Source organism: Pseudoalteromonas sp. G5_S1_54_S4 (assembly GCF_054968565.1).
The window spans coordinates 25,950-43,556 of sequence record NZ_JBQKUL010000028.1; the positions used below are offsets into that span (position 1 = coordinate 25,950).

General features: G+C 47.5%; 16 protein-coding genes. 1 reads left to right on the plus strand and 15 read right to left on the minus strand.

Annotated elements, in window-relative coordinates:
• Positions 1 to 54: 54 nt before the first annotated feature.
• Entirely contained in the window at positions 55 to 657 is a 603-nt protein-coding gene (locus ACTRWE_RS11770; RefSeq protein WP_462880059.1) for a hypothetical protein, read from the plus strand.
• A 529-nt stretch (positions 658 to 1,186) separates the two neighbouring features.
• On the opposite strand, the gene ACTRWE_RS11775 is transcribed toward ACTRWE_RS11770, so the two are convergent.
• From ACTRWE_RS11775 to ACTRWE_RS11845, 15 genes are all read right to left on the minus strand, one after another.
• Positions 1,187 to 1,720, minus strand: coding sequence for a DUF6691 family protein (locus ACTRWE_RS11775; RefSeq protein ID WP_462880060.1), 534 nt, complete (start codon positions 1,718 to 1,720; stop codon positions 1,187 to 1,189).
• On the minus strand, positions 1,720 to 2,271 hold the full coding sequence (locus ACTRWE_RS11780; RefSeq protein ID WP_462880061.1) for a YeeE/YedE thiosulfate transporter family protein: 552 nt from the start codon (positions 2,269 to 2,271) through the stop codon (positions 1,720 to 1,722). The genes ACTRWE_RS11775 and ACTRWE_RS11780 overlap by 1 nt, the downstream gene beginning before the upstream one ends.
• Before the next feature lie 324 nt (positions 2,272 to 2,595).
• Positions 2,596 to 3,195: a glutathione S-transferase family protein gene (locus ACTRWE_RS11785; RefSeq protein ID WP_462880062.1), complete on the minus strand. Its 600-nt coding sequence runs from the start codon at positions 3,193 to 3,195 to the stop codon at positions 2,596 to 2,598.
• 246 nt (positions 3,196 to 3,441) lie between these two features.
• Complete coding sequence (gene traN, locus ACTRWE_RS11790; protein WP_462880063.1) at positions 3,442 to 7,134, minus strand: conjugal transfer protein TraN; 3,693 nt, start codon at positions 7,132 to 7,134, stop codon at positions 3,442 to 3,444.
• Between the two features lie 2 nt (positions 7,135 to 7,136).
• Complete coding sequence (locus tag ACTRWE_RS11795) at positions 7,137 to 8,165, minus strand: TraU family protein (RefSeq protein WP_462880064.1); 1,029 nt, start codon at positions 8,163 to 8,165, stop codon at positions 7,137 to 7,139.
• On the minus strand, positions 8,149 to 9,276 hold the full coding sequence (locus ACTRWE_RS11800; RefSeq protein WP_462880065.1) for a TrbC family F-type conjugative pilus assembly protein: 1,128 nt from the start codon (positions 9,274 to 9,276) through the stop codon (positions 8,149 to 8,151). The genes ACTRWE_RS11795 and ACTRWE_RS11800 overlap by 17 nt, the downstream gene beginning before the upstream one ends.
• Before the next feature lie 7 nt (positions 9,277 to 9,283).
• A complete protein-coding gene (locus ACTRWE_RS11805) occupies positions 9,284 to 9,796 on the minus strand; it encodes a S26 family signal peptidase (RefSeq protein WP_462880066.1) in 513 nt (170 codons plus the stop codon).
• A complete protein-coding gene (locus tag ACTRWE_RS11810; RefSeq protein ID WP_462880067.1) occupies positions 9,780 to 10,127 on the minus strand; it encodes a hypothetical protein in 348 nt (115 codons plus the stop codon). Before ACTRWE_RS11810 ends, ACTRWE_RS11805 begins: the two co-directional genes overlap by 17 nt.
• Positions 10,120 to 12,519, minus strand: coding sequence for a type IV secretion system protein TraC (gene traC, locus ACTRWE_RS11815; protein ID WP_188731912.1), 2,400 nt, complete (start codon positions 12,517 to 12,519; stop codon positions 10,120 to 10,122). Before traC ends, ACTRWE_RS11810 begins: the two co-directional genes overlap by 8 nt.
• Complete coding sequence (locus ACTRWE_RS11820) at positions 12,519 to 13,211, minus strand: DsbC family protein (protein WP_188731914.1); 693 nt, start codon at positions 13,209 to 13,211, stop codon at positions 12,519 to 12,521. The genes traC and ACTRWE_RS11820 overlap by 1 nt, the downstream gene beginning before the upstream one ends.
• A gap of 131 nt (positions 13,212 to 13,342) precedes the next feature.
• Entirely contained in the window at positions 13,343 to 14,281 is a 939-nt protein-coding gene (locus ACTRWE_RS11825; protein WP_067206304.1) for a nucleotidyl transferase AbiEii/AbiGii toxin family protein, read from the minus strand.
• Positions 14,274 to 15,065: a type IV toxin-antitoxin system AbiEi family antitoxin gene (locus tag ACTRWE_RS11830; protein WP_161747939.1), complete on the minus strand. Its 792-nt coding sequence runs from the start codon at positions 15,063 to 15,065 to the stop codon at positions 14,274 to 14,276. Before ACTRWE_RS11830 ends, ACTRWE_RS11825 begins: the two co-directional genes overlap by 8 nt.
• A 220-nt stretch (positions 15,066 to 15,285) precedes the next feature.
• Positions 15,286 to 15,672, minus strand: a complete 387-nt coding sequence (gene traA / locus ACTRWE_RS11835) for a TraA family conjugative transfer protein (protein ID WP_000180225.1) — start codon at positions 15,670 to 15,672, stop codon at positions 15,286 to 15,288.
• Complete coding sequence (gene traV / locus ACTRWE_RS11840; RefSeq protein WP_140372854.1) at positions 15,669 to 16,241, minus strand: type IV conjugative transfer system lipoprotein TraV; 573 nt, start codon at positions 16,239 to 16,241, stop codon at positions 15,669 to 15,671. Before traV ends, traA begins: the two co-directional genes overlap by 4 nt.
• A gap of 74 nt (positions 16,242 to 16,315) precedes the next feature.
• A complete protein-coding gene (locus ACTRWE_RS11845; RefSeq protein WP_462880068.1) occupies positions 16,316 to 17,605 on the minus strand; it encodes a TraB/VirB10 family protein in 1,290 nt (429 codons plus the stop codon).
• Positions 17,606 to 17,607: the final 2 nt, after the last annotated feature.

Sequence of the window (17,607 nt, forward strand, 5' to 3'; positions counted from 1 at the left end):
ACCTCACAGAGGATTAGGCTAGGGACTGATTATTGTCATATCAGGAGCAAACTTATGGCCCAAGCAAAACCCAATTACTCAAAACCCATCTTTGAACAATCATTCACGATTAACAGCTTACAGGCGCAACGTGTCGTTGACCGTGTTTTTAGACGGACGGTAAGTGCGCTTTACGGAATCGATGTCATCCTGCGCATCATTGGCGATGAGAACGAAATTGATGAAGTGGAACAGATCATTAGCCAGTTGATCGAAGATTGTGCTAAGGCGGTAGACAGCGAACAAGCTCGTTTGGACAAACTGATGGAGTCCAACGGCATCGATGAAGTACCTGACTACACCGACCCGATATCCTTCAACGCAAAAATAAGTTCGCCCCAAGTTGGCCAGTTTGTTGGCTTAGTGCGCAAACTCGATGCGTTGATGATCTCAATGGACACACTCTGGTTGTCTAGCGTGCTTAGCAACAAGCAACGTGTTGATGGTAACTACGCATGGCAACAGCGCATCATCAAACTGGCTCGACGCATTATTGATATCGAAATTCGAGCTCGAAAATCAGCTCAAGCGAAGGGTAAAGAAGCAGAAGTTGAACAAGCGGTGCCGTCAACCGATGACGATATCACTGAAGAGGAAACAGATACCCCCGCCAACTAGCCAGCTAGGCTCCCATCACACAGCCCCTCTCGAAGGGGCTATTGAAATTTAGTGTTGTGGATTTTGAAACACAGTTTTGGACAAAACCTTCTTAGAGTAATCACTTAAATTAGAAAAGTGCGGATAACTTTTGGTATCGGAAAATCGCTTAGTGTAAGAGTCCAGTTTGGCTGGAGTAGATCATTGTTGAGCGCAGCCTCTCCCCTGTCACGGATTTGGATTCTTATCTGTTTTAAATGGGGCGTAAGGCTTGAGTACGGTCATATGTCGAATGCCAATTTAAGAGAGTCATCGCTGGGTCAAACAGAAAACTCGCCAAGCACTCGATTGGAAGTCATTGGAAGGAGCGAAAGCTAGCCTCCATGGTCGAGAGTTATGGACGATGTTGAAACGTGACCAAATAGAAATTGAAGGTGACACTGCCTTTGAGCGATTTTACGCTCTAGCAGAATAATTGTGTCAGGAAGATGGCACTGTCACGTCTTTAGCAAAATTTGCGACAGAGCCGTTATCAGACATACTGCGCAGATTAGTCTTTGATGATCTGCTTTGGTAATACAAACGCCGCCGCAATCATCGCAACACCAATAACAATCGCTAGCCAGATGTTATGAACGCCAGAAGCTAAACTCACTTTTCCACCAAGCATAGGTTTAAAAAGACCAAAAGTCGCTAGCCATTCATACGCAAGGGTAAACGCCCATGCACCAATTAACCCGCCGCTGACAAAGAACATAGCATCTTTACGGCCTGCCCCTAGGTTGGCAACGCCAGTACCCGGGCACATTCCTGATAATGCCCAGCCAAAGCCGAGTAACAAACCACCAATAATGACCCCAAGGTACATACCTTTAATGCTCATATGTGAAGGGTCAAAAATGCCTAGCGCGATCCCAGCAAAGAAGAGCGAGGAGGACAACCCAATCGCGGCCATGATGGTTTTCGCCAAACCTAGATCTCTTAGCGTCAGCATATCGATAATTTTATCTGCATGCGTTGCGCCTACTCGATAAAGAGCAAAGCCAAATAAAGTGCCTAGAACAATTGATAAAATAATGCTCATTATTTTGCTCCTTTCTTACCATAGATAATCATCGCAGTCGGGATAGCCACAGCAAACGCTGCCAAGGCGAATAGATAACCACTGACTGAGGTTTGCATCATACCGCTCATCATATGACCGGAGGTACAACCACCCGCCAAACGAGCCCCAAACAAGGCAATAAAGCCACCAATAAAAGTCAATGTATAGCGAATGACAGGACTATTGCCAAAGCGACGTACATGCGCTTTAGGTAACGCTGGTTCTTTGTGTTTTCTCGATGCCAAGAAGCCACCAAAAATCATACTAAACACAAAGATCAAGCCATAATTAACTGGGTTTGCGATCGATTTTGCGTACTTACCATCCGATTTTGCTAAATACTCATTGGTACTGCTGTAGCCCGTTTTTGTATCGGCATTTTGTTCGATCAAGTTTTCATCAATCGCGCTAGCAATCACGCCATCAAAGATAACAAATTGGGTCGAGACGCCAATTGGTTTAACTAAAACGATGGCGAGTAAAAACACTGCCGCTAATGCAATTGCTCCTTTTTTCCAATCCAGAGGCATAACAATCTCCTTAGGTGAGTGAATGTTTTGACACTAAGAATAATATCAGCACTTATTAATTTAGCAAGGGCTAATGTAGAGTTGGTTAATTCATGCCTGTAATCGAGAGATATACCAGAAGATATACTAAGCCAGATTGGCTCTTTGATTGTCCACAGGTTCCAGCTTCGGCTGGAACCACTTTTACCTACCGATGTAAACTATCTTCCCGTAAGCTCACCATTTTTCGTATTTTGTGAATTTTGGGTGTCAGATTAATTATATTTGGTCAAAATTCGCCCGACCGAGAACGTAGTTTTTTTGTCGAAACTATTAAAGGGGCAGTTATGTTTTTGGTTCAGCACGCAAAATAGCCTCCTGTGTTCGTAGCCAATTTAGGTGACTTGTAAAAGCGATGTATTCTTCACTACCATGTTGCAATGCCTTTTTGTAGATCGAGGCAACATATATATCTGCAAGCGAGAATGATAAACCAATAGCAAACTGCGACTCCTGAAAAAGCGTTTTTTCTAACCTTTTTAGACTCTCTATGATCCAGCGTCCACGCATGACTTTCTTTGTACTTTCATCAAGATTTGGTTGCCAGTATTTTATCGCTGTTCGGTTTTGCGGGGCGTGAATACCTGAATTGACGAATTCACACACCTGTCGAATTCTGGCTCTCTCTTGTGAAGATGAACCTAACAAAGTAGTCGTCAAATGTTGCTCATCTATATATTCAGCTATCGCCATCGATTCAGACAGCATGAAGCCATCAACCGACAGTGAAGGTACAAATCCAAGGGGGTTTATTGAAAGGTAACTAGTAGTCAAAGAATTCGAGTCAACCTCTATCCTTTGGTAATCAACTTGATTGTATTCTAACAGCCATTCGATACGCTCAGAGCTATTAGAACCTGTTGCGCTATAAAGTATGATTTTCAAAGATTACTGATCCTACGATATGCTGACATGCATTAAACATTACACGGATAAGGAAATCTAGGTCAAATATCAACCAAAGAAGTGTGACGAATAAATAGTCTAAATTATTTTGGGGCAAAAGCGCGTTAGCTGAAATATGTTCGATCTGTGATCACAAAGTGCAAAAATGGTTACTTCAAAGCGGAAAAACACATTAAAGTAACCAATATGGAACATTATTGGTGCAGCTATTTTAGAAGGGCGTGCTCAATTATTCCCCGAAATTTCTTCCGTCGCCTCCTGACGCAGTTTCTGGGCATCCATTCCGTTTAGCCGTTCAATGGCTCTGTCTGCGGCACCCTGACGGTTTCCATCCACGTTTAGCGTACTTCCTGAGCCTGTGAGTCTTTCCATATCCAGTGACGGTACTTCGGGTAGGTTGCCTGTTATCGACAAGATACCTATCCATTCATCGAGATTGACTTGGCTCCAATCTACCTGGTTTAACTGACTCGCGGTCAAACCTTCACAGTTTGGTGACTTCGCACTGCCCCAACCAAGGCCCAATTGAGGACGTACTTGTTCTTGAATGATCCGTGAAAGCGGCGAAGTAAAGCAGCAATATGATTGCCGTTTCTCAACACAGGCACCTAAGAACTTAGACTTGCAGTAAGAGCCTACGTAGTGGCAACTCTTCAATACCCGCTTGGCGTTCATTTCAAACTCGCTCTGCTCACATTTCCAGATAAGCTGAATGAGGATCATGGTGACTGAATAAATCATGTAGGCCGTCATAACCGTACTCAGAACCGTGCCCGCAGCGCCACCCAGCGCAAAGTTACCACCCGATACAACACCATCGGCTCCAACCGCGCCACCAACGTTACTAAACAGTGCCGATTGCGCCCCCGAACCAAAGGTAGAGCCTACCCACTCAGCCGTTTTGTTGGTCAACACCTGCATAAAGCCAGTCGCAGCTTGCTCCGCTCCCGCGCCAGCAGCCGTTGATGGCCCAGCCCCCATGAGAGAGTCCCATGCAGACACAAAAGGCTCTTTAACCGCACTCCAGGTACTGGTGATTGGTTCCCTGAGCGTATTCCACGAACCATAGATTGCAGAAGACGGATTCATGGCCATGACTGCCGTATCAAGCTTGTTAACCGCCACTATCATCGTGATGTAGTCCGATAACGACACGCCACTTGGCTTTTCACAGCAATCCACTATGCCACCAACGGCTTTTTTGCACTGGCCAGCATTACCTTTAAAGACCGTACACTCGACGTTATCTTGGCCATCAGCTCCCGTGCATGACATATCATTGGTCATAAACTGCGCAGCATTGAGCATCGCAGCGGCCTCTGCAAAGTTAGCCTGCTTGATTGACTCTGGCTCTAAACAATCTGTGCCCATACAGCGAACTGGGCCCTCACAGTTGAATTGAGTTTCCATTCGTGCATTTTGCACTTCAACGCTTTGTCCACAGTCATACACCAAACTTTGGATATAGCAGAAGCCTTCATGACCAGCTCCGCCTTCAGTGCATTCGGTTCTGACATACTGGCAGGCTGGTTTTTGCTCCAGCGCGGAACATGTATTGGTGGTCGTGTTTTGTCCGTTATTGACGATGGTTTGTATATTACCATTGGCATCTACCCAGCTATCTGAGCTGCCCATGTTGAACTCTGGGTGAGCAGTCGAGGCATTGTAGGTCGCTTTTGCCCTCCAGCATGAGAGCCCCAGCCCATCAGAGCTACCACGACTGGTTAAATGAGCAGGAGACGAAACAACCGCCGGATAAAGGCTTCCAAGATTGGCCAACTCGCCACTACCAACCGTTAACCCGTCGATTCGTTTTGTGCCCGTATCCAAACACTGCCACTGCACCGCAGTGAACTGATCCGTTTGCATCAAGCATTGGTCTATGCCGGGATCACTTGATTGATGAACAACCTCCTGTTCTAAGTACTTGCCGGAGAAGGTCAATGAAGCTTTCAGTTTCGCAGGAGCCAAACACTTCTGAACTTCTCGGCTGCAAGTATCGAAATCGACTTTATTCCAGCCGGATTCACATCTGGAACGAGTGACTTCCTGAGGTTCATGCCACGAAATAATCGACCCATTGACGACTTTACACAATGAACCAACCAAGGTTCCTTTTGGACAGGTCATTTCAGGGTACTTAATGGACGGTTTCGTCTCATTGACCGTTTCCTTATTGCCCGTCAGTGAGAGTGTCGTTTTCCAACCATTTGCCTTGGAGGGCGACTCGGTGATTTTTATCTCAGTATTTTGATTATCAAAAATCCTCAGCGTAGCGTTTCCAGTTTGCATAGTACTGCTGTGCTGTGGAACAAAACTGAGCGTTTCGGAGCTAAAGCAACCACGCTCAATGGACCAGCTTTGTTGATGGGTTTCAGCGGATACACGTCGCTCTAACTGACACTGAGTAAGCGTGCTGATCTTCTCGCACACCTGGTAATCCGGTACATGCTTGGTTTCAGTAAATGGCGTAATCGTCTGAGTAGGCTCACAGGCCTCAAAACTACTTGGCATAAGGTTGGATACCACACACTTTGGATCGCTGGTTTGCAATCCACAGTCATAGGTATCGGTAAAACGAATGCATTCACCTTTATCATTGGTCTCGGCACATTCTGACGACATGAAGCCACAGGAAGGGTTCGCTTCAAGCACATGGCAGGCCTGATTTTCAATCCCCTTATAGCTTTCGTCATCCACACTCACTTGTACACGCCGACACAAAGGCGATATGCCAGCCACAGGGCTTGGGGCAAAGTAGGATTCACAAACTGAAACACCATTGACCACCGTACATCCGTTGGTTGAAGACGGCTGATCCGTGCATTGAATGCTGTAGTCTGAAAACTTCGTCGGAATATCAGCTGCTTGTTCGATACAGGATTGCGGCGACCAACTATCATTCATCACCACCTTGGTTGGATCAAAACGCACCTTGATGCGTGCATACCCCTCACCACTACCCGTAACCGATACGCGAATTTTTACCGGCACTTCTAAACCTGGTTCTACCGCTTTTAGCCTGGCAGTGAGATCGGTATTTGGATTGCGCTCCCAACTGGTACTAAGCTCGCAGCGACCTGCCGTTTCTGGTGGAAAGTTATTGTTCGGCCCAGACCAGACTTTCTGATCGCCAAGCCACACCTGCATGTAGTCATCCCATTTGGCGTACTCAAGAACGGCTGAGATAATCGCATCGGGGTTCACGACTTTGAGTGTGATGGCCTGTTCAAACACTTTACAACGGCCACTCCAGTAGTTGTCGCCTATTCGTCCAATCCAAACTTCAAGACATCCCTCACCACAAGAGCGAAGGTTCATTGGTCCTGAAACATGCTCAATAATGCCAGCCGTGTAATCGTGAGTAATAGTGCAGCTGTTAACCGCTGTATTGAGCCTGTCGCATTGCTGGTAATTTGGACTGCCTTCACCTTGAGATTCACAGCCTGGGAAGCTTTGCGTCAATAGATTAGGGTCAGTTTGAACCGCATCAGTTAATGCCCAAAGCGGATCATTGACCATATCTGGCCGAGACCTGTCTTTGATTTGCTGTAGCGAGCGAAACGCCTCACCCGTAGCGCTACTTTCGGATGCCATGCTCTCTTGGCGCTGCGTCCCCAATTGATTCATGCTGGTATCAGAGCCATAAACGCCCGTTAAGACATCCAATGAGCCCTGATCCATACCAGGGAAAAGCTCTTGCAAGTTAATGGACTCATGACCACTGCCATTCGGCACCGACAATGTATTGCCATTGAGTGCGGGCATCGTCCAGTTTTGCAGCAATTGCTTACCTTCTTGTTGTCCGCTTAGACCGGATTGGCGCTGCACATCAGCGGCCACACCATGTAAGGGCAAGCACGCCATAGTGATAGATAAAATACCCGCTAACACTCGGGTAAAAAATGTTGGTTTCATGGTTAACCTCCCGAGTTACAGCAGTCTTGCCAGCGCCACAAAATGTAGAGCGCATCTTCACCGGCACCGGGGATCGTTCGCCACTCTCCCCATTTCATGGTGCTTTCACCGATGACATGCGCACTTTCAGTTTCCGGTACAGGGAAGAACATACTCATCTTGTATTGGGATTTCGGCAGCATGGGTTCGATAACAGGTCGGCATAGCGCACTGTTCCCCATTGTTCGCCTAGCAAGACCACGCCTGTGTTGAGCCGCGATTGCACGCGCCGCTAAGTGGCTGGTATTTTCTGCTAATGAGCCAAAGGCTAAGGTGTGGCCAGATAACGGATAGAGATGGCCCCAACTGCCAGCACACCAAAACAACTGGTCGATGGGTTTACCAAGCGTTGATGAAGCAGCGTCAGCGGTACAAGCAGATATAGCCAATGGATTGGCAACGGCAGCGGCTTCAGGCTGAGTAAAAAAGGCCAGTTCATCGTTCAGCCATGTTGGGTCCAATTCCGACAAATACATCAAGTCAAAGTCCATGTAACCATCGGCATTGCAATTGCCATCCATGAACAAATCGAGCATGACCAAAAGCGGAAAGGCGTAATAATGGTAATGGTAGAAAGCAAGATCACCGGTGTCGTATTCACCCTCGCCATGACCACCTTGCAGTCGTCTATCACCTAACGGTAAACGAATCCCTCCCAGTGAAGGCGAACAACCTGGCATTCTGACCAGTTCAATCAAACGCGCTGGCTCCCACATGCTGGTAACAATACCTGGCCTTGGCACACCTAAGTTGTCTTCACATAAGCAAAATGACTTGTTTGATGCGCCGCTTGGGACACTGCCAGAGCCAAGAGGAAGACCCGCAACTCGGATAGGAAAAATGCATGACCAGCAAACATCCGTCAGCAACTTACCCGACAATAAACCCGCGTCTGGGCAGGTCAGTTCGGCTTTTGCAGGAATAGATACGCCAAGGACAAACATGACAACGAGAGTCCGCAACAGACGATACATATTATTGAGCTTTTTCATGAACAAGCTCCTTTGCTGGAATTTCTTCTATTTCAAACGCGAGCCCCTTTGCTTGAACAAACGATGGGGTGACTTGCAGATCAAAGCGCTGCTTTAGCGAGGCATTGAGAAGGTAAACCGGACTATCCAATGTCTTTTCGAGCGCATTGAGGCGATTCCAGCCTTGGGCACGGTCGAGCTGCGTGGTGATAAGCGTAATGCGGCGCAGCGTCCTATCTTGCGTCTCAAGCCAATGCGCTACTGCGTCCACTTCTTCAGCGTTCGACGCATTAAACACCACGAGCTGCTGAGTAAATGGCAAGGCTTTGAGCGGGTTAATACGCGTTCCTGCTGGGATCAATGTTCGGCCATTGGCATCCAATAGTGGCCGCTGCATGACGATGGTTGGATCAACCGTTCTTATCCGATACTGCGTGGCTTTGGGTAAGTCAGTGAATGTTTGGCGAGACCAGAAACGCTCAATGGCTTTTTTCTTTAATGCGCCCAGGTCAATCGACTGTAATCGCTGCATCGCCACTTGCATCAAATCCGGTTCTAAAATCGAATGAATCGGACCGCGTTGACCCAATGAACCGGTATTGCCGGTTTCAATTTGGCGTTGCAACCAGTCCTTGCTGTAAACCCCTAGTGCACTTGCAGTCACCTTGTCATCGTCTATGCGAAAAATGGCAGGCACGCTAGTCACCCGCCAGTGCACAAAGGCTTTCGGATCGATTCGAACCTGAGGAACAGGATCAAGCCCCGTCATCAGGGTATGCCAATCACGGATAGCTGCCCCCAAGGTCTTTCCTTCAGGAATTCCCCGAAACAACACAATAGCGCCGGTAGCACTGGCCTCTTTAAATAGCTGCTTCAGTGAGGAATCTCCCAGTGAGGACGACGCAAATATCAACCATTCATCGTCGTGTTTGAGCGACGCAGGTTGTTCAATCGGTGAAAAAGGCTCGATAAATTCAGATGAACCATCCACAGCACTTTGTAAAATGCTGCGGCTCATTTCGACGATCTTTTTGTCCTCGTCAGACAACGGATAAGGCTCTTGTGCCCAGGACACTTGAACCCAAGCCAATGGAGCAACGAACAAAAATAAGAGGTATAGTCTTCTCATCATCCACCTCCTACCAAAGCGGCCAAGCGCGACCGACAATCTGCTCGCGCTTAACGGCATTCCAATAGCGGGAGTCGAAACTTGTTGCAGCCTCGCCGGAAAACCAATATTCGTTTTTTTGCAGCGTCAATGAGCGGCTAAATTGTGATTCCGCCGCACCAAGACGCTGGGCTAATGCCATGCCGGTTGAGACTTCAGTACCGTTCACCAGCACATGTTCAGGAGTCACATTGACTTCATCCCCAGGCATCCCTGTTAGGCGTTTCAACATACGAGTACCGTCGTTATATAACGGAGCGAGTCCTTTTGAGTGGAAGGCATACAAACCATCCTTAACGGGCTCTTTATTCCATAGGTCAATCAGATACACCGTAGTATCAGGCAGGCAGCGCTCTTGCTGGGTATCAATACCTATTCGGTAGCGCATCATGGCGTAGGTGCCTACCAAGGCCATGATTAACGCAAGAACGGTCAAACGGATGAGATATGGCCGCCAAGGCATTCTTTTACGGAGTATCTGCATGAGACACCTCCTTTGATCCTACTGGCACAAATATGGAATCATCAGCACCCACCACCGCTTGGGCATCCAGCACGATAAAACCGGCTGCTTTTAATTTTTCAATTTGCTGATTGGTCTGAAGCAACCTGGATTCGATGTCTTGTTCGCTGGCATTGGGGCCCAGTGACAACACCGCCTCCCCAAAATCCACGACTGCAATGGGCATACTTAACGCCAACTGGCTGTGGATGGGTTCGAGTGTTTTCATTAAGAGCCAGCTGGTCATTAAACCGCTACCAGCAATAGACAAAGTAATAGAGGCCATAAATGGCCAAAGCGTGGACTTATTCATAGCCTCGCTCCTTCAACAACTGAGAGATGGCATCAGCAACAGAAAGGCCTTTGCGCGTTAACTGTTTAATCGCGTTTACATCTTCTGCACGGGACGAGTACAACAGCTTGTGAAACGGATCGACGATGAGGCGGCCAATCCCGGTGCCCATTTCGGTAATAAAGAAAATTTCGGAATAGACACCAGTGACGGTATGAACGGTTTTCAGGTACTCATAACCGCCTTCACCTAGTGGCAAGCGGCCTTCTTTTTTGAGTGCGTTGATGGTTTCAGCTTTTTGGCCAAGCAGGTACATATTGGCCGAGTTTTCAGCGATGGCTTTACCTGTAGGGCTGTCATACAAATCGTTGACCGACTGCGTTACCGTTACAGCACTGCCGCCATATTTTCGAAATCGCCGGTAACCCGTCTCGATGAACTTACCGACATCACCTTGAGTCAGCAGATCCCAGGCTTCGTCGATAAACACAATCTTGCGACGATCCCGCTCACCTAAGTACATCTCTTGTTGGATTTGGTAGATAAGCTGAAGCAACACCACTTGTTGTAGGTGCTTGCGCCCCTTGAGCTCTTCTAACTCCAAAACAGTGAAACGGTTTTTGAAGCGAATATTGTTGTGACCATTAAAGAAACGGCCATATTCGCCCTGTGTCGTAAACGGATAGAGCTGCTCACCCACGTCTTGCACACGTCGGTCTTCGTGATTTTTTAAAGCCTCTGCCACATCATCAACTAACATCGCACGACCTTTTTTCTCCCACAGTTCACGGGTCTGACGTTTTAGGTTGGCCATCTGAAAATCGGTTAATGACTGCGTAGGTGCGGCCATTGCGGCCAATAACCCAACCAGTACATCCGCTTCTTCGTCATAGTCCTCAACGATTTCAAACGGATTTAAGCAAATGCCACTGTCCCGCCCGAACTGTAAGAACTCACCGTCATAGACTTCACACAGCTTTTCATAAGACCGGCCAACATCAATCACCCAGCATTGCCCGCCTTCTGATAAGTAGGAGGAGATGATTTCGTTCACTAGGAATGACTTACCCGACCCCGATTGCGCCGCGATGCAACAGTTGTAATTACTGCCCGAGTCATAAAGGGACACACTCATGATCTGACCATTACGGGAAACAAAGTTAATCACCGGCGTGCCAGTGCCTTTCCAATCCGCAAACAAAGGCAACAGAGGGATGACATGCCGTGTCGCCATGGTCTTGAATCGAAACAAGTCGTTCATCGCCTGGCGGTCAGCACCAAATGGCAAGGCATTCAGGAAAATGGGCAAACAGAAGTACTTGTCTTCCATCAGCTCAAATCCGAGTTCTTTGAAATAAGTTCGAGCATTTGAAACAGAGCTGATGGACGCTTCTTCCGTTGGTGAAAACAGCGTTAAGGTCATGTTTGCCCGAATAGGACGATCACCTTCTTGCAAGGCTTCAAAAAGAACATCAAATCCCTTTTTCTTGGCTGCAAGCACCGGCACAAACTTGAGCATCGGCCCATAGGCCTGATTAACCGCCCATTGACGCTTCGTCTCTAGACGAGATCGCATCGCCTCAGCTGAAGGAAAGTGAATGGTGACATTCAGCAAAAAGCTTCCGCGTAAACCGCGACTGCCCGTCATCATATCGCCCGCAAAACTTGCGGCATGACCAAACCAAATCCGCTCAGGCAAGCGCTTAAACGATAAGGTTTTAACTCGGTAATCGCCCAGCATCAGACCTTGGCTATCCACCTTGATAGCTCGGTCATAATCCAACACTTGCTCTCGAAGTGGTTTATCTGCCTCACTGCGGATTGGAGATGGATTGCGCCAGGAAGCATCTTTTCCCCAGTTAAGTTGCGCACTTAATGCCGCGAGCCAATTTCGGTCAGTCATCTCAGTGACGCGAAAACCAACCGTTGCCAGCGCTTGCAAGAAAGAAGCCCGAAGCGCGGATGCTCGACTCAACTCACGCTCCGTCGGTATAGGACTTTCCAAAGGCAATTTGCAGGTGACGATCAGTTGAAAGTTGCGTACCTGAGTCTGGGTCGATTCTTCTATCGGTTGAACCGTGCCCCCATCGAGGAAATCCGCACGTTTGCGTATCGACGCCCTGAGCAATGGATCGGATTGACGATGCCGTAAGCCCATCATGCGTTGAAGGTCGGTTTGAATATCAGGCGAGGCGTACAGGCCAAATTGTAGCAAAGTGTCTTTTGGCCAGTCGTTGTTAAGTAGAACATTAACCCTGTCTGCAACAGACTCATCACCACCCGGCAATGGGTCACATAGAAAACCAAAGCCAACACTCTGGTCTTCCATGAAAAACAGTTGCTCATCGTCTGAATAGGCCAATACTGGCAAGAGCTCTGAAGCGCGTTGCCCTGAATACAGAGAGGCTTTCATTAACGCCCCTCCAACCAAGCAGAAAGATCATAAGGACGGCCTCGGCTGATGCGACCATCATTGGCGACGATGAAAGGCACACCTTGAATTCCCAGAATTTGAGCGGTCACCAAGGTACGCTGCATTGGCTCTAAGTTGCAGGCATCATCCTGCTCTAGGTTACCAATCCGGCCATTGAGCAATGCATCGGTGGCCGCTTTTTTGTCACGCGCACAGCCAAGCTGGCGAACCTGACGCTCTGAATCAGGACCAAGCACTGGCACAGGGAGAATTTGGAAGGTGTATTCTTTGGTTAACGGTAAGGCTTGTTTCAAAAGCTCATGGCAGTGCGGGCATCGTGGATCAACAAAGACCACCACTGTCTTTTTGCCTTCGCCCAGCGTCAGTGGGTTCAAATCATCCATTTTTAAGCCAAGACGACTTAAGTCCAGCGTGTTACCAGCTTCACGAATTTCTTCAAGGCTGGTAAGCGGCTTTTTGGACCAGGCATCATAGAGCGTGCCATCAATGACGAACCGGCCACTGTCTGACATGAAAACAATACGGCCATTGCTTTCGACCGCTTTCATACCCGTGACAGGTAAAGAAACCATGCCGTCAATTCTGCCAACGGGCGACACTTCAGACACAGGTTCAGCTTGAACCAATGGAGACAGCGCAAGCGCCAGAATAATTGGAGATAGTTTTCGCATGAGGAGTCCTCGTTAATGTAAATCGAGGCTCCAGTCTATGCAGTTGTCCTATGTGGACTCGGTTAGATAGATTGAAGAAATCGCAATCTAACTAGGGGGCTTATAGCTCGTTGAGGTTTGTTATAAACGAATTACTCGGCGTTTGCGTTAACAAGCCAATCATCAAGCACTTGCTTCAATTTATCTAATTGCTCTTGATGTTTTGCTTGATTCTTTGCCAATTTGTTAATGTTCTGCAACTTCCAACGAATCGCTGGCAAGTCTGCTGCATTAGGATAGTCAAACAATGCCCAGTCAGGTTGCCCTCTTTTGAATGACATAAGGAAAGCATGATCCCTTTCTGTGAAATGTTTTTGCAGTTCAATTAACATCATGGGCCTAACAGAGGCTAAGTCTTCGCATTCAACTTTTTCAAAAGTCATTCCGTCAAATTCTGCCTGAAATTTCTCATTTAGAGGCTGCCAGTTTGGCGACATGACTTCATTAATAGGCCGAGGGTGACTTAATGTATAGGTTAAAAAACCCACCAAAATCTCTCTCGAAATCCCTTCACTGCCAAGTAACATACGCACATCAAATAAGTCGCGAGGATGTTGGCGATCCATTGCAGCACACAATTTTCCACCATACAGATCGGGAAGACTGACTACCTGAATCTCAGCATAACCAAACTCGTCTTCAACAGACTCTTGAACTGGCATTATTTCTGCACTATGCAATGTACCTCTGGCGACGGGCGACACTTCAATTTTGATCGTCGCAACCGGACTTGATACAACGATTCTCAGTTCATCAGCTTTATTATCCTGAAATGCCGCTCTGATATCTGGTTGAGTATTGATTCTGTCTGTAATGCGCTGCAATGCAGCCCTGACATTAATCAAAGCCTCATCTCTTGGTTCAAGTGGAAGATAAGCAAGATCAATATCTACAGATAACCGAGGAAAATCTCTCACAAATAAATTAATGGCGGTGCCACCTTTAAGTGCAAAAACCGTCTCTGTTGCTACCACAGGAAGCAGTCTTATGAGCAAGGAAACCTGTTTGTAATATGGGCTATCTTTATCCATTATGTTGTTCACCTTTTTTGACGCTTAATATCTCTGGCACTGTGATTTGATATCGCTCATCAAAACGTCCTTTTTCGACAACCTGCCGCTTTCCTGCACCCAATTTAATTCTTGTTTCATCTATGCGATTGACCCACTGGTGATCGTAGTATCGACCCAGAAATAGAAATATTCGGTTTGCCTGAACAGAGCTGCTTCGCTCAAGAATATCTTGTACTTTTCTAGGGCTAAGATTGACTAAACCCTGAAATAATTCTGCGACATGCTCAAATGAAATCAGCTTCCCAATCCCGTCTACCACTTCATAGGCAGCAAGTTCTGCACAGCTGACAGTGAGTTCTTTCTCTTTAACCGTGATCCTTTTCAAATCTTTCTCGGGATTCACTTCAAGCTTATGATTTCCACAGTAAAACCAATTCTGATAAGGGAATTCACGAAACCATTTTGGTAAGGAAGACTTATTTTTAACGCAAATCCAAACTTGCTCTTTGTTCAGCTGTAAATAGTGACTCAGTCCTTGGTGAGTTAAGCTGCTCAATCCAGCCAAATGAACTGAAACGCCCAATTGCACATCTAATGCTTGAATGGCATCAACCCAAGTTGGCTTTATATCGCCCCGCGCATCTGGACGATAATACACGCCAGAACATAGCTTCTTTAGCCAACCGTTCTGCGCGTACTTTTGAGCCAAGGAATAGCTCACACCGTTTTCAGTCAGCCATTGCTGAAGTACTAGCGCACCAGGAGAAGTATGAGCAACAAGCCAGTTTATCTTAGATGACATTTTAACACCCTAAGTATGAATATCACGAACAGTATAAACCATATAGTTTATTGTGACAGTGATTTTAACACCTTAGGTGTTAATATACCAAATAATGTAAACCAAGTTCGTTAATGTGGCGTCGCTGAAATGAAAAGGTCTACACAACATCACCAATAACCCGATGTTGTGTAGACCTAAGTTTGATTGCATTAAGTGAACTGCCTACTATGGCTCACATTCAGGTGCCCAGTAAGACGGCGCTGATTGCTGGAACTGTTGTGCCAATAACTTCTTGAGTGCTGGCAACAACAGGTAAAGTTGCAGACATAACACTTTCAACGACTGTTGGTGTGTTGTAGAGACCCATACCGCCACCAATGCCCAAGGCAAAAGCCATCAAGCTTTGGCGAGCGATACCGCCCACAATACCCACCAGAACCATGGCTCCCGCTACGATCCGTCCCAAAGTACCTTGGGTCCAATCTTTTAGGGTATCCCACACATCAGTGAAAGCATCACCACCGGTGCCCGCAAATGAGGGCTCCGAAATCATTAACGCCATTAAACCAAGCGCACCAATGGTCATTAGGCGCTGAGTTTGAATGGTGCGAACTGCATTTGTCATTCGTTAGTTTCTCCGTAGATACTCAAGTTATCGCGCTTACCATCAACTCCCGCTGAGGCTGAATCGCTTTGAGTCTGAAGTGGACGTAGCACTGGCGAAACCGTTCGAGGTGCTGACACCCCAATATCCCACCGGCGCGGTTCAATTTCGGTAAACACGTAGCTGGATAAATTCAGATCCCCACGGTCATCCTCCCAAGGCGCAATCCAAATCCGCATTACCCTTGAAGGAATGCGAATAGGTGCAGATTGCTGCGTCTCGGGTAATGCTGGATGGCTCAGCAGTCCTGTCTCTAAATCAGATTGTGAATACCCAGAGGGAGAACCAATTCGAGTCGCCACAGCATCAATCGTCTTGGGTGCAGCGCCATTACTGGTAAGCTCATAGACTTCACGAGCGGATAAACAGCGCACACCGTCAGGCATACCTGGGCATCCATATTCACTACTCCCAAGACCCAATGAACTACAGCCAGACAATAAGGTTGAGCCGACTGCCAATAAAAGTAATCCAGCTTTAGACCACTGTTTTGACTGGTGCTTTGGGTTGTTCTGCATTGATGTCGTCATGGTTAACTCTCCTCTGGATACACATCTTATTGTCTGAAGCGGACTTCGATCGGTTAGCAACATGCAGGATTTTTTCATCTTCTTGCACCTACCCCTTGCGAAGTGGCCAACGATAACGAGGCCCCACGAGTGACTATGACTTCAATTCTCCTTGCAGCGTCTACCTCTATGACTGGGAACATATTTTCAGCCATGTCCAAATAGAACTTGGCCACTCGATCCAATGCTTTACCGGTGCCTTTAATCGCAGCGCCTTGTAATGCTTCTTGGCTCATGACTTGTTGGTACAACTGAGTATCACCGGCATTACCCGTCTGAATCGTCGGAACAGGATTTACATCAAATGCGCCAGCCAACCCCTGAAGGAACCCGGCCATCATTGATTTGGCCACCAGCTGGCCTTGTTTCGACACTAATCGGCCACGAATACCGGCTTTGCCGTCTTCACCCACAGCATAAGAATCCAGTCGCGTTTCAATGACGCCACCATCTTCTCTCACACATGAAATGGTCTCGCCTCGCAAATAAGCACGCTCAGAGCTCAAATCACCGTAACCTGCGGCGATCAAGAAACACTCTTTGATATCCGCTCTAAATCGGTTAGGTAAGATGGCTTCCTTTTGAATCCTCAGCAATGCAGGAAAAGGTTCACGTCTTGCGGACTCGTGAGTAGGTGCATCCAAACCTGTGATCAAAGTACCTGAGATGATGCTGCCCGCCGGTAGATACAAAGGCGGCGCTTCTTGCACAACAACCTCTGGTTCAGCAACCACTTCAGGCTCAATCATACGGATCGTGATTGGCGGCAATGGAACATCTCGTGCTCGTGTACCTTGGCCATTGGCTGGCTGCTGATAGAGCGGATCAGGCAGCGGCGCATTGGCAAAATAGTCGTCTGGGTTAGACGGCAGTGGCCTTTCTTCATTAGGCAATTCCATGGCAGATAAAGGCACTTCAAAACGGCTACTTGTGCCTTCAACTACTGAATCCCCCCCAGCGCGAACATCATCAAGTTCCGCTCGAAGGCGAGCCAACTCCGCATTGACCTCACTTGGTATAGAAGGCGAACCTGGGCTTAGCCGTCCTGAATCGACGTCACGACGCAAGCGTTCAACTTCACGGCGTAACTGTTCATTGCGCTCACTGAGTAGTTTTACGTTCGCAGCCAAACTATCGACCCCAACATCACGAGTATTGGTATCCGTAAGAATGTGCCGGATCGTTTCCTGCCGGTTCCGACTGCTTGAGCCATCGTCAGGATTAGGTGAAAACACCATCACCATAAGGATGAGACCACCAGTAATACCAGCAACCGATAGACCCCGCTTCATGTTCGGGCTCATTTGTTCCCATTGTGCTTTCATCG

Coding starts and splice junctions, on each gene's coding strand:
- ACTRWE_RS11845 (WP_462880068.1), bottom strand. CDS start 17,605: ATGAAAGCACAATGGGAACAAATGAGCCCGAACATGAAGCGGGGTCTA.
- traC (WP_188731912.1), bottom strand. CDS start 12,519: ATGAAAGCCTCTCTGTATTCAGGGCAACGCGCTTCAGAGCTCTTGCCA.
- ACTRWE_RS11820 (WP_188731914.1), bottom strand. CDS start 13,211: ATGCGAAAACTATCTCCAATTATTCTGGCGCTTGCGCTGTCTCCATTG.
- ACTRWE_RS11775 (WP_462880060.1), bottom strand. CDS start 1,720: ATGAGCATTATTTTATCAATTGTTCTAGGCACTTTATTTGGCTTTGCT.
- ACTRWE_RS11800 (WP_462880065.1), bottom strand. CDS start 9,276: ATGATGAGAAGACTATACCTCTTATTTTTGTTCGTTGCTCCATTGGCT.
- traN (WP_462880063.1), bottom strand. CDS start 7,134: ATGAAACCAACATTTTTTACCCGAGTGTTAGCGGGTATTTTATCTATC.
- traA (WP_000180225.1), bottom strand. CDS start 15,672: ATGACAAATGCAGTTCGCACCATTCAAACTCAGCGCCTAATGACCATT.
- ACTRWE_RS11830 (WP_161747939.1), bottom strand. CDS start 15,065: ATGTCATCTAAGATAAACTGGCTTGTTGCTCATACTTCTCCTGGTGCG.
- traV (WP_140372854.1), bottom strand. CDS start 16,241: ATGACGACATCAATGCAGAACAACCCAAAGCACCAGTCAAAACAGTGG.
- ACTRWE_RS11780 (WP_462880061.1), bottom strand. CDS start 2,271: ATGCCTCTGGATTGGAAAAAAGGAGCAATTGCATTAGCGGCAGTGTTT.
- ACTRWE_RS11805 (WP_462880066.1), bottom strand. CDS start 9,796: ATGCAGATACTCCGTAAAAGAATGCCTTGGCGGCCATATCTCATCCGT.
- ACTRWE_RS11810 (WP_462880067.1), bottom strand. CDS start 10,127: ATGAATAAGTCCACGCTTTGGCCATTTATGGCCTCTATTACTTTGTCT.
- ACTRWE_RS11825 (WP_067206304.1), bottom strand. CDS start 14,281: ATGGATAAAGATAGCCCATATTACAAACAGGTTTCCTTGCTCATAAGA.
- ACTRWE_RS11770 (WP_462880059.1), top strand. CDS start 55: ATGGCCCAAGCAAAACCCAATTACTCAAAACCCATCTTTGAACAATCA.
- ACTRWE_RS11795 (WP_462880064.1), bottom strand. CDS start 8,165: ATGAAAAAGCTCAATAATATGTATCGTCTGTTGCGGACTCTCGTTGTC.